This window comes from Flavobacterium tructae (genome assembly GCF_002217475.1).
GTDB lineage: Bacteria > Bacteroidota > Bacteroidia > Flavobacteriales > Flavobacteriaceae > Flavobacterium > Flavobacterium tructae.
In genome coordinates, this window is record NZ_MUHH01000003.1 from 19,132 (window position 1) to 31,583 (window position 12,452).

The 12,452-nt window shown below is 36.6% G+C and carries 13 protein-coding genes; 4 read left to right on the forward strand and 9 right to left on the reverse strand.

Going from position 1 to position 12,452, the window contains the following annotated elements; all coding sequences use genetic code 11:
• The first annotated feature begins 218 nt into the window (after positions 1 to 218).
• Complete coding sequence (locus B0A80_RS00435; RefSeq protein WP_089076044.1) at positions 219 to 827, forward strand: GEVED domain-containing protein; 609 nt, start codon at positions 219 to 221, stop codon at positions 825 to 827.
• Between the two features lie 82 nt (positions 828 to 909).
• Here B0A80_RS00435 and B0A80_RS00440 read toward each other — a convergent pair whose 3' ends face one another.
• Positions 910 to 1,854 (reverse strand): OmpA/MotB family protein, encoded by a 945-nt coding sequence (locus tag B0A80_RS00440; protein ID WP_026109927.1) that lies wholly within the window; start codon positions 1,852 to 1,854, stop codon positions 910 to 912.
• A 114-nt stretch (positions 1,855 to 1,968) separates the two neighbouring features.
• Positions 1,969 to 2,730, reverse strand: coding sequence for an exodeoxyribonuclease III (locus B0A80_RS00445; RefSeq protein WP_026109926.1), 762 nt, complete (start codon positions 2,728 to 2,730; stop codon positions 1,969 to 1,971).
• A gap of 119 nt (positions 2,731 to 2,849) precedes the next feature.
• Here B0A80_RS00445 and B0A80_RS00450 point away from each other — a divergent pair, with 119 nt between their 5' ends.
• Positions 2,850 to 4,652 (forward strand): GNAT family N-acyltransferase, encoded by a 1,803-nt coding sequence (locus tag B0A80_RS00450; RefSeq protein WP_070906348.1) that lies wholly within the window; start codon positions 2,850 to 2,852, stop codon positions 4,650 to 4,652.
• A 64-nt stretch (positions 4,653 to 4,716) separates the two neighbouring features.
• Here B0A80_RS00450 and B0A80_RS00455 read toward each other — a convergent pair whose 3' ends face one another.
• The 4 genes from B0A80_RS00455 to B0A80_RS00470 all read right to left on the reverse strand — a co-directional run bounded on the left by B0A80_RS00455 (position 4,717) and on the right by B0A80_RS00470 (position 7,001).
• Positions 4,717 to 4,992 (reverse strand): TM2 domain-containing protein, encoded by a 276-nt coding sequence (locus B0A80_RS00455; protein ID WP_017495912.1) that lies wholly within the window; start codon positions 4,990 to 4,992, stop codon positions 4,717 to 4,719.
• Positions 4,993 to 5,050: 58 nt separating this feature from the next.
• Positions 5,051 to 5,419, reverse strand: a complete 369-nt coding sequence (locus B0A80_RS00460) for a DUF2752 domain-containing protein (RefSeq protein ID WP_232424338.1) — start codon at positions 5,417 to 5,419, stop codon at positions 5,051 to 5,053.
• Positions 5,420 to 5,489: 70 nt separating this feature from the next.
• Positions 5,490 to 5,873, reverse strand: coding sequence for a DUF4234 domain-containing protein (locus B0A80_RS00465; protein WP_017495910.1), 384 nt, complete (start codon positions 5,871 to 5,873; stop codon positions 5,490 to 5,492).
• Positions 5,874 to 6,053: 180 nt separating this feature from the next.
• A complete protein-coding gene (locus tag B0A80_RS00470) occupies positions 6,054 to 7,001 on the reverse strand; it encodes a 2-hydroxyacid dehydrogenase (protein WP_089076045.1) in 948 nt (315 codons plus the stop codon).
• 334 nt (positions 7,002 to 7,335) lie between these two features.
• Between B0A80_RS00470 and B0A80_RS00475 the strand changes: the two genes are divergently transcribed.
• The gene (locus tag B0A80_RS00475; RefSeq protein ID WP_017495908.1) at positions 7,336 to 8,025 is read left to right on the forward strand and encodes an alpha/beta hydrolase; all 690 of its coding nucleotides are present in this window, start codon (positions 7,336 to 7,338) and stop codon (positions 8,023 to 8,025) included.
• A gap of 165 nt (positions 8,026 to 8,190) precedes the next feature.
• Entirely contained in the window at positions 8,191 to 9,336 is a 1,146-nt protein-coding gene (gene nhaA, locus B0A80_RS00480) for a Na+/H+ antiporter NhaA (protein WP_089076046.1), read from the forward strand.
• 104 nt (positions 9,337 to 9,440) lie between these two features.
• Here nhaA and proC read toward each other — a convergent pair whose 3' ends face one another.
• The 3 genes from proC to rsmA form a co-directional block, all read right to left on the reverse strand.
• On the reverse strand, positions 9,441 to 10,217 hold the full coding sequence (gene proC, locus B0A80_RS00485; RefSeq protein WP_089076047.1) for a pyrroline-5-carboxylate reductase: 777 nt from the start codon (positions 10,215 to 10,217) through the stop codon (positions 9,441 to 9,443).
• Between the two features lie 99 nt (positions 10,218 to 10,316).
• Positions 10,317 to 11,666 (reverse strand): magnesium transporter, encoded by a 1,350-nt coding sequence (gene mgtE, locus B0A80_RS00490; RefSeq protein ID WP_070906343.1) that lies wholly within the window; start codon positions 11,664 to 11,666, stop codon positions 10,317 to 10,319.
• Entirely contained in the window at positions 11,650 to 12,435 is a 786-nt protein-coding gene (rsmA, locus tag B0A80_RS00495; protein WP_017495904.1) for a 16S rRNA (adenine(1518)-N(6)/adenine(1519)-N(6))-dimethyltransferase RsmA, read from the reverse strand. The genes mgtE and rsmA overlap by 17 nt, the downstream gene beginning before the upstream one ends.
• Positions 12,436 to 12,452 lie beyond the last annotated feature (17 nt).

Here is a 12,452-nt window from a genome sequence, read left to right on the forward strand (position 1 = left end):
CTTCAAATGAAAATCTCTCAAAAGTTAAAAAAAAGATAAGGTTAGATTTTACCTTTTGCCACCTGCAACGCTCCAATTGTTACAAGTCATCAACCAGACATTTCTTTTAAAAGAATGTATAAGAATAGTCTCTATAAATTTACTTGCTCACAGCAACATACAGTTGCTCTGAACAACAATTGTCTTATAAATTTTTAACACCTTAAACCCCAAACAAAATGAAAAAAATTATTCTGGGAATTCTGACCTTCTCATTTTTTGCATGTTCAACTGAAGAAAACACTAAAACACCTCCAGAACAAGTAAAAGAAGAAGTAAAACAAGATCCGGTAGTATCAGTACCACCTAAGTATTGTGAATCAGCAGGGATTATAACTAGTGAAGAGCGATTAGATAAAGTCGTTTTTGGCAGTATCACCAATGCTTCAACAGGCAAAGGAGGTTATGAAGATTTCACTAACATATCTGGCAATTTCGCATTAGGCTCAAGCAATACTATTTCACTTACACCTGGTCTTTACAGTCAATATGGAAAAGATGGCTTTGGCGTACAATTTTTTGTCTACATCGATTACAATCAAGATGGCGATTTCACCGATCCGGGAGAAACAGTCTGGAAAAGTAAACAAGGTACTGATCCTGTAAGCGGAACAATTACCATCCCCTCCACAGCATCGCTAGGTTCTACCAGAATGAGGATTGAGATGAGAAGTATATTATCTCTGCCCGGTACACCTGTTACCGACCCACCTTTTGGAACCGGTTGTGGAACTTTTCAGTATGGACAGGTCGAAGATTATACCGTAAACATTAAAGCTAAATTGTAAACAATTAAAAAAGGTTCAAAGTAAAAACTTTGAACCTTTTTTTTTTAATCTTAGAGACTTAGCCCCTTAGAACCTTAGCGTCTTAATTTATACTATTAAGCATCTCCGCAATCTCGTCCAATCTTGGCGTTAAAATGATCTCGATACGACGGTTTTTTGCTTTTCCTTCCGGAGTAGCATTACTTGCCAGAGGAGAAAATTCGCTACGGCCTGCTGCCGTTAATTTTTGCTTATTGATTTTAGTATTTTCACTTAGAATGTTCACAATGGCAGTGGCTCTTTTGGTAGACAAATCCCAGTTGTTGGCAATCGGTCCTGAACCTGCGTAAGGATCATCATCAGTATGTCCTTCAATTAAAACCGAAAGATCGGGATTATCCCCTAACACTTTTCCAAGTTCCACTACAGCTTTTCTACCTTCGGTACCAACGGCCCAGCTTCCTGAATTAAAAAGCAGTTTGTTTTCCATCGAAACATATACTTTTCCGTTTTTCTGTTCTACCGTCAATCCTTTGCCTTCAAAACCGTTTAAAGCTTTCGACAGCGTCTCTTTCAATTTACGCATTGCTTCTTCTTTTGCTGCGATCATTGCTTCCAATTCGTTCAGACGATTTGCTGTTTTATCCAAACGAGCCTGCTCATCGGCCAATTTTTTAGATTTCGCTTCCAGCTGTGCCAAAAGTTCACGGTTTTTAGCCATATTACTTTCTAAAGCATCGTTGCTGTTTTTCTCCAAGGCATTATAAGAATCCTGAAGTACTTTGTATTTTTTCTGTTGAGCAGCCAGATCTGCTTTTTGTTTTTCAAGATCCGTTTTAGTTGCATTTAAATCTTTTGTTAAAGCATCACGATCAAGTTCTAACTGATTTTTTGATTTCTGCAAACTCTCATTTTCATCCGTAATGGAACGATTTTCTTTTTTCAGATCCGAATATTTGGTTTCAAGATCGTTGTAAATTTTCTTGGACACGCATGAGGTCATAGACATTGCTACAACCAGTAATCCGACAGAGGCCTTTTTAATCATTTTTTGTTTTATTTGGAGGGTATTAATAATCGTGCCATGTAAAAACTCAATAACAATGACTATGTCAATGTTTAAATTTAAACGGTAATTCATTCAACAATAACAATACCACTTTTACTCTATTTCGACTAAAACAGGACAATGGTCTGAATGAACGGCATCCGGAAGAATTACGGCTCTTTTTAACCTATGCTCCATAACATTACTCACCAGATTGTAATCGATACGCCAGCCTTTGTTGTTTCCTCGGGCTCCTGCACGGTAACTCCACCAGGAATAATGATGCGGTTCTTTATTAAAATGACGGAAACTGTCGATAAAACCTGATTTCATGAATGCGTCTAGCCAGGCACGTTCTGCAGGTAAAAATCCTGAAACCGTTTTATTTCGAACCGGATCGTGAATATCAATCGCTTCATGGCAAATGTTGTAATCACCACAAATAATCAGATTCGGAATCATTAATTTTAACTCGTTAATATAAGTTTGAAAATCGTCCATAAACATAAATTTATGATCCAGTCTTTCAATATTAGTTCCTGAAGGCAGGTACAAACTCATTACAGAACAATCATCAAAATCGGCACGAAGGTTACGCCCTTCAAAATCCATATGCTGAATTCCGGTTCCGTAAACCACATTATTAGGTTTTGTTTTAGACAAGATAGCAACGCCACTATATCCTTTTTTAGTTGCCGGATAATAATATTGATAAGGATAACCGGCAGCGGTGATATCCTCAACCGGAATTTGCTCTTCTGTAGCTTTTATTTCCTGAAGACAAATCACATCTGGATTAGCTTGTTGCAGCCATTCAATAAAACCTTTGGTTATTGCGGCACGTATTCCGTTTACATTATAAGAAATAATTTTCATCAGTGTTTTTTTTAGGATTTCAAATGTAATAAAAAAGTGGAAAGTTTGCATTTGAAACAGCGAAAAGTAGAGTTTTTTGTTATCTTTGTTCGCTGCTCTTAATAAATTAAAAATAGTACATGGGTTTAGTTACCGCGAAAGAAGTTGCAAAAGCGATAAATGTTGATAAGTACGGAGTTTTGGGTACTTTTTCGGGCTGGCTTCTTATGAAAGTCCTTAAAATATCTACTCTAAATAAAATTTACGATCACAATAAACATTTAGAGGATGTTGCATTTCTAAACGGGATTTTGGATGAGATGGAAATCAAATTTGAAATTCCCGAAGAAGATTTAAAACGTTTACCGAAAGATGGTGCTTATATTACCATTTCAAATCACCCTCTGGGGGGAATTGATGGTATTTTACTTTTAAAATTAATGCTTGAAAGAGAACCTAATTTTAAAATCATTGCCAACTTTTTACTACATAGAATTGTTCCGCTTAAAAAATACATCATGCCTGTTAATCCTTTTGAAAATCATAAGGATGCTAAATCAAGCGTGGTGGGGATTAAAGAAACCTTACGCCATTTAAGTGACGGGAAACCGTTGGGAATTTTCCCTGCCGGGGAAGTTTCGACTTACAAGGACGGAAAATTAGTCGTGGATAAACCTTGGGAAGAAGGTGCTTTGAAATTAATCCGAAAAGCCAAAGTTCCGGTAATCCCTATTTATTTCCATGCCAAAAACAGTAAGTTGTTTTATTGGCTTTCTAAGATTGACGATACTTTACGTACAGCAAAATTACCTTCGGAGCTGCTTACGCAAAAAGACCGTGTTATTAAAGTTCGTATCGGAAAACCAATCTCGGTGAACGAACAAAATGAAATCGAATCATTTGAAGAATATTCAGAATTTTTAAGAAAGAAAACCTATATGCTGGCTAATCCTTTTGAGAAAGACAGTAAATTATTAGACACCGCAAGCTTAAAGATTCCGAAAGCACCTAAAAAAATTGCAACTCCGGCAAATGAGTCAAAAATGATTGACGAGGTTTGTGCGTTAAGAAACAGTGACTGCAGGTTGTTGCAGAGTAAAAACTACGAAGTATTTTTTGCGCGTGCAAAATCAATTCCGAATATCTTACACGAAATTGGGCGTTTACGTGAAATTACTTTCCGTGAAGTGGGCGAAGGAACCAACGAATCTATTGACTTAGACGAATACGACCAGTATTATCACCATATGTTTTTGTGGGATGATGACACCAAAAAAATAGCTGGTGCTTATCGCATGGGATTAGGTTCTGAAATCTATCCAAAACACGGTATTGAAGGTTTTTATTTAACGGATCTTTTCAGATTTGAACCGGAATTACATGATATGATGCACAAATCAATCGAAATGGGACGTGCTTTTATCATCAAAGAATACCAGCAAAAACCAATGCCTTTGTTCTTGTTGTGGAAAGGAATTATTCATACCACCTTACGTTATCCGGAACATAAATATTTGCTTGGTGGTGTAAGTATCAGCAATCAGTTTTCTGACTTCTCTAAATCGTTAATGATTGAGTTCATGAAGTCTAACTATTATGATCCTTATATTGCGCAATACATTCACCCTAAAAAAGCGTACAAGGTAAAATTAAAAGACGCTGATAAAGATTTTATCTTCGACGAAGCCGAGTCTGACCTGAACAAGTTTGACAAGATTATTGATGAACTGGAACCAGGAAATTTACGTTTGCCAGTTTTGATCAAAAAATACATCAAGCAAAATGCCCGTGTAGTCGCCTTTAATGTTGATCCTTTGTTCAACAATGCTGTAGACGGCTTAATGTACATTAGAATAGCAGATATTCCTGAAAGTACCATGAAACCTGTTATTGAAGAATTTCAGATAGAATTAGAACGCAAATTATCAGAGAAAGAAGATTAATTGCATCATCATAGAAATAAAAAATCCCATCTTAAAATGGGATTTTTTTATGCTTTAAAACGACTTAAAACCAGCCTTTTTGTCCAACCTGATAGGTTTGATAAAATTCTTCATCTGATCTGGTGAGATAAATTATTCCTTCGATCACACCTATTATGCCTCCTATTCCAAAAATAAATCCGAGAATAAGCTGGATAACGCCTTCTTTATTGTATCCTAAATAAAACTTATGAATACCCAGCGCACCTAATAAGATTGCCAGGATTCCTGCAACTACTTTTTTATTCTCCTCCCGATGAACCGGAGGATTGTTCCAATGTTCTGTTTTACTGTTTTCCATTTTTATAGTGATTTTTAGTTATTCTAAATTCAACGTTATGTGGATGGAATTCTTAGACTTAAAACCAGATAGACTGATGCAAAATATCATCAAAAGAGCTTTCTCTAATAAATAGAACCAATCGTATCAAATGATAAAAGCCTAAAAAATAAGCCATGTTGTAAGCTAATTTTCTATTGTACAGTAGCCCTGAAAAATATTCTTTTTTAGTAATAATTTCAGTAGTCAGTATAATTATAGTGAGCCAGCAAAATACAATTACAAACGGGCCCAGAATATGGTAACTAAGCGACTTGTAGATGTCGCCTTCATAAAAATAAACTAATGACTTAGTAATTCCGCAACCCGGACAAGGGAAACCGGTTACCATTTTAAAAGGACAAAACGACTGATCTGTCTCCAGATGGTCGTTATGGTTGTCGAGCATTAAAAAAAACGGAATTATCAGTGTAATTGCTGCACCGATAATTCCGTAAATTTTACGTTTTATTCTACTATTATTTGTATAATCTGTTGATATCACCTTGTACAATCATTGCTGCTGCCATAGGAAAAAAGAACCCTAAAACAATTAATAAAGTTGACTGGTCTTTTTGAAGCTCTCCAGTTCTTTGATAAACTTTTGGCAACGCTTCTTTACCAGCTAAATAATAAAAATAAATATTTACCGGCATACAGCATCCTGCAAAGATTGCAACTGGCTGAGAGATTACCTCTTTTCCTGCTACGGCATTAAAAACCTCAGATACTTTAATATTCCAATAAATCAAGTACAATCCGCAAGTTAAAAAACTAAAAAGCAACACCATTATTGGATCTACTTTGAATACCGGAATTTGGTCATTAAAATTATTTGACGTTTCTTTAAAATCGTTTTCCATTTTTTACTAGTTAAAATTAATTGGTTATGTCCTACTCTTGGGATTTTCGGTTACTCCTTATTTAGAAACAATATTATTAAAAAATAATATTAAAAACTAATTATAACCCAAAAACTCTTCAGAAAAAACTCGTTATTTAATTGTAAAAAGGAAGTTAAATTTGAATCTCATCCTAGAAAACTAGCTGTTAAAGACCGCTTTTATCTTGTCAGCTATCACCTGAGCCAGTCGTTCATGACTTTCAAATGTCCAGCCGGCAATATGAGGTGTCAGTAAAACATTTTTAGACTCCATTAAATATCGCAAGGCTTCTGGTGTACTTTCTTCCTGAAACAAGGTTTCGAAAGATAATTTCTCATACTCCAAAACATCAAGACCCGCGCCTAAAATCTTTTTAGTTTTCATCGCCTCTACTAAATCTGCTGTGACAATGTTTTTACCGCGTGAGGTATTTATAATCCAAAAGGGTTTTGAAAAAGCATTTATAAAACTTTGATCCACCATTTTATCCGTTTCAGGAGTCCACGGAAGATGAAGACTCAGAACATCACTTTTTTGCTGTAGCTCAGCTAATGACACCTGTTTCGCATTTTGATCGCCTACATTATCCAGAATATCGTAACACAACACTTCCGTCTCGAAGCCGCGAAGTTTTTTCGCAAATGCTTTTCCCATATTTCCGTAACCAATGATCCCCACTGTTTTACCATCTAATTCATGACCGCGGTTACTTTCCCTATTCCAATGTCCTGATTTCACTTCGGCATCTGCCTGATTGAGATTATTAAACAAAGACAAAATCACTCCCAGCGAATGTTCTGCAACTGCATTGCGATTTCCTTCGGGCGCGGCAATTAAATGAATTCCTTTTGTTTCGGCATACTCACAGTCAATACTTTCCAGGCCAGCCCCTACACGAGCAATAAACTTTAAGTTAGTCGCCTGATCTAAAAAGGTCTTATCAATTTTAAAACGGCTTCGGATCACAATTCCGTTGTAATTTGCAATTTTCGCTTCAATTTCTTCTTTAGAAGATTTAAAATCTGCGTAATTTTCAAAACCTGCATCTTCCAGTTGTTGCCATAAAACCGGATGATTGCTATCAATATGAAGAATTTTTATACTCATTGTATGCTATTTTTATAAAACAAAAATACAGCTTATTCTTTATTTAATTTTTCTGTTTCGACTATTAGCTTCCGGAGTTCACAGAGATGTAAAGAAAAATGACTTTAAAAAATTTGACTGCAGTAGCTTCCCGGTTTTCAGGCAAGAACCTTAGCCACTGAAATTAAAACAGTTACTACACAAAGTTCTCTATATCTTAACATTAACGAATTATTTAATTTCATACATTTATACATAGATTTTTACTTCAGAGGACAACTCGCCCCATTTTGCTACATGACATATTGAATTTTAAATTAACAATTCTATTTTAATCAATTAAACAACAGTAATTATGGCAACAAAAGATTTAACCATTATTTTGGTTCACGGTGCTTGGGGAGATGGCTCACATTGGCAACATGTAATTCCGGGACTCGTAAAAGAGGGATATAAAGTGCGAAGCGTTCAAAACCCTTTGACTTCTTTACAAGATGATATAAATAAAACTCAGGATTTAATTGATGCTCAGGAAGGAAAAGTACTTCTGGTAGGACATTCTTATGGAGGAGCAGTAATTTCGGGTGCCGGACATCATGATAAAGTGGTGGGCTTAGTTTACATTGCAGCATTTGCTCCTGATGCAGGAGATAGTCTGGGAGCTCTTTTAGGCCGCAGACCAGGATCGGGCGGAGCCAGTATTTATCCTGACCCAAAAGGTTTTCTATGGATTAAATATGATGAGTTTCATGATGCATTTGCTCAGGATTTAGACCATAAAGAAACACTGGTCTTATCACTGGCCCAAAAACCAATACACGGACAATGCTTTGGAGACATCGCAGGTGAACCGGCATGGAAAAACAAACCAAGCTGGTATCAAATTTCCAACTTCGATAACATGATTCCACCGGAAACAGAAAAAGAAATGGCAGAGCGAATAAACCCTAAAAAAATCATTCGTCTCGACGCAGGACATGCCTCCCTCGCATCACACCCCAAAGAAGTGACAGCCTTAATTTTAGAAGCAGCTGCTACATTCTAAGAAACACTCCAAACCGCTTACTATTAGCGGTTTTTTTTATTTAATACCGCAACCGCATCCCGTAACGCGATACACCTGAATTTTTTATTCGTTCATTTTTTTTTTTAACTTTGAAAATATATGCCTCCAAAAAATCCCTTCTAAATTCACTGAACTTTTATAAAAATGAAATTAACAAAAACTTTTAAAGCCTTCTTCAACAATGAAAAATCAGGGGGACTACTCCTGCTTTTTGTCACCATCATATCGCTTTATCTTGCCAATTCATCTTATCAAACGGAATATATTGCTTTCTGGGAGAAAGATCTCAACGGACATTCGATCACTCACTGGATTAATGATGGTTTAATGGCTATTTTCTTTTTGTTAATTGGCTTAGAATTAGAAAGGGAGATTTATCACGGTGAATTGTCTAATATTAAAAATGCATCTTTACCTATCATGGCAGCCTTGGGCGGAATGTTAGTTCCTGCCGGTATTTTTCTGATTTTAAATTTTGGAACAGCAACTCAAAACGGAGCAGGAATCCCAATGGCAACCGACATCGCTTTCGCCATCGGAATCTTATCTCTTTTAGGGAAAAAAGTTCCTTCGTCGCTAAAAGTTTTTTTAACTGCATTAGCTGTTATAGATGACTTGGGAGCCATAATCGTTATTGCCATATTCTATACAACCTCAATCGCATTTGTAAATCTTGCAATTGCATTGGGGATCTGGGTTTTCTTGTTTGTTTTGAATCGTTTGAAAGTTCACAACCTTATCCCCTATCTTATCGGAGGTGTTGTAATGTGGTATTTCATGTTAAACTCAGGTGTTCATGCTACCATCACAGGAGTAATTCTGGCTTTTGTAATTCCGTTTGGAAATGGCGATGAAAATTCTGTTTCTTATAAATTACAGCATTTTCTACACAAACCGGTTGCCTTTTTTATTCTGCCTTTGTTTGCTGTTGCTAATACCTGTATTGCTATTCAGTCGGACTGGCATGAAGGATTGAATCACCCTAATACATTTGGAATTGTACTTGGGCTTGTAGTAGGCAAACCTTTAGGTATTTTACTTTTTTCGGCTATTGGTGTAAGTCTTGGATTGTGCAACTTGCCTAAAAACTTAAAATGGGCTCATATACTAGGTGCCGGAATGCTGGGCGGAATTGGTTTTACCATGTCCATCTTTATCACTATTCTGGCCTTTAAAGACCCTGAAATTATTGTTTTCTCCAAAATCGCTATTCTGATTGCCTCTGTGCTTTCGGGTCTTTTTGGGTTATTCTATCTAAAGTTTACTTTGTCGAAGATAAAGAAGGCCTAGTTTTTCATAAAACAATTAATTCTAAAAACTCTAAAAAACACAAAATCCAAATTCCAATGTATCAACACCTGGAATTTGGATTCTTAAAATAATATCGTTTATAACTATCCCTTAATTTGCTTCAAAGAGGTCTTTATTCCTTTTATTAAAGACGAACTGAAACCATTATGCTCCATTTCATTCAAACCTACAATTGTACAGCCCTGAGGCGTCGTTACACGGTCGATTAATTGTTCCGGATGTACTTGTTCCTCCAACAACATTTTTGCCGCTCCTTTGACCGTTTGAGCCGCAATTGCCAACGCGGTATTAGAATCAAATCCAATTTCGATTCCGGCCTGCATAGAAGCGCGAATATATCTTAAGGCATAAGCTGTTCCGCATGCGCCAAGAACGGTTGCTGCATCCATTAATTTTTCATCAATTACCGGAGCAGTCCCCAAATCCTGAAATAAATCAACAATTGGTAATGCTTTTTCTCTGTCTTGTTCAGGAAAAGAAATACAGGTTGCCGATTCACCAAACTGCGCAGCAATATTGGGCATAATTCTAACTACTGCAAATTCATTATTGGTTTTAGACTGAAGCATGTCCAGAGACAATCCGCTTACGGCCGAGGCAATTGTTTTTCCTTTAATAACAGGTAAAATCTCTGCTAAAACAACGTCTACCTGATAGGGTTTTATGGTTAAAATAACCACATCAGCTTCCTGAATAGTATGTTTATTATCTGATGAAACCGTAATTCCGTACTCTGATAAATACTGAATACTGCTCGTGTTTCTTCTTGTAACGGTAACCTGGTTATTTTTAGAGAATTTAGCAATTCCCAAGGCAATAGAAACCCCGAGGTTTCCGCCTCCTATAATGTGTACTTTCATTGCTTTTATTTGGCTGGTTAATAGCGAATTATTCGGTTACAAATTACGTCGATTTTAGAGATCAATAATCACTCTTATCTACTAATTTGTTGCAAAAACTTAAAATCCAAGAATAAGTTTGGCTACTCCGAAGTAGAGCATAATACCAAATACGTCATTGGTTGTGGTGATAAAGGGCCCCGTTGCAATAGCAGGATCGATTTTATTTTTATGTAAAAACAACGGTACTAAAGTTCCCAGAGTCGCTGCAAACAAAATTACTACAATCATCGAAATTGAAATGGCCATTCCTACCAAGTACTGTTGGTACATAATGGAATGATATCCCAGTAAAAGCAACGAAATAATAGTTCCCGAAATCATCGAAACGGTTATCTCCTTGCTAAAGTATCCTCTGCTGAATTCTTTTAGTGTTCCATTTGCCAAACCCTGCACAACGATTGCCGAAGCCTGAACTCCAATGTTACCTGCTGTCGCAGAAAGCAACGGTACAAAAATAATCAGAGTTGAATATTTCTGAAAAGTGGCTTCGTTACCCTTTAGTACAAATGATGCAACAATTTCGATTACCATCCCAATTAAAAGCCATGGCAAACGTGCCTTGGTCAATTCCAGAACACTATCGTTTGATTCAACGTCTTGTGTAATACCCGCTGCCAACTGATAATCTTTATCGGCTTCGTCCTTAATTACGTCTACGATATCATCAATCGTAATTCTTCCTACCAAACGGCCTAACTCGTCAACCACCGGAATTGCCTCTAAATCGTATTTCTGCATGATACGGGCCACTTCAACATCTTCGGTATCAACATTTACAAAATTTAACTTTCTGATGTAAATATCTCCGATCTGTGTTTTGGTTGAAGTGGTCAATAAATCTTTAAGAGACAGTCTGCCTTTCAAACGATTCTCATCGTCAACGACATAGATTGAATGTACTCTGGAAACATTCTCGGCCTGAATACGCATTTCTTTGACACAGGTAAGAACATTCCAGTTTTCATTAACTTTCACCAGCTCTTTCCCCATCAAACCTCCGGCAGTATTCTCGTCGTAACGCAATAATTCGACAATGTCTTTTGCGTGTTCAACGTCATTTAACTCAGAGATTACCTCTGCTTTAATGTCCTGCGAAAGTTCGGCGATAATATCCGCCGCATCATTGGTTTCAAGCTCATCAAGCTCTTCTGCAATCTCTTTAGGCGACAGACGGCTTAAGATGTTTTCACGAAGATCATCTTCTAGTTCCAGAAGAATCTCGGCCGTTTTATCACTATCTAAAACCTTAAAAATATAGGTTGCATCGTCGAAATCCAGCTCGTCCAGAATTTCGGCTATATCAGCATGGTGCAAATCGTTAAGTAAAATTTCAAGTTCCTTGTCATTTTTCTTAACAATGTGCTCTTCTAATTGTTGAATTAAGTCTTTGCTAACTTTGAACTCCATCGGCTTCTATTTTTTGAGTCAGTTCAATAAATTCTTCTACGCTAAGCTGTTCAGGACGTTTATCAAAGATAGTGTCTTCTCGCAACTTATCAGTTAAATTTAATGTTTTCAAACTGTTACGTAATGTTTTTCGTCTTTGCTGAAAAGCCGTTTTCACTACTGTGAAAAACAATTTTTCTCCGCACGGAAGACTATAATCTTCCTTTCGGGTCATTCTCATCACACCCGACTTCACCTTGGGCGGAGGAATAAAGACGTTTTCATCTACTGTAAACAGGTACTCTGTAGTATAGAAAGCCTGAGCCAGAACGGATAAGATTCCGTAAGCCTTTGATCCTTTTTTCTCGCAGATTCGTTCTGCAACTTCCTTTTGAAACATCCCCGAAAATTCCGGAATCTGATGTTTAAATTCTAAAGTTCTAAAAACAATCTGTGTTGAAATATTGTAAGGGAAGTTTCCGATAATAGCGAATTGCTTGTTCTCGTAAACCTCATTAATATTGTACTTCAGGAAATCCTGAGAAATAATGTTATCTTTTAATTTTGGATAATTTTCACCTAAATACGCCACCGATTCTGTGTCGATCTCGATCACGTGTGTATTAATTGGTTTGTCAAGCAAATACTTAGTCAACACACCCATCCCCGGCCCTATTTCTAAAACCTCATCATATCCGTTCAGGCTTAGAGTATCTGCAATTGCTTTAGCGATACTTTCATCCTTTAAAAAGTGTTGTCCTAAATGTTTTTTAGCTTTTACTTTTTCCATTCTCTTTTCTAGATTCT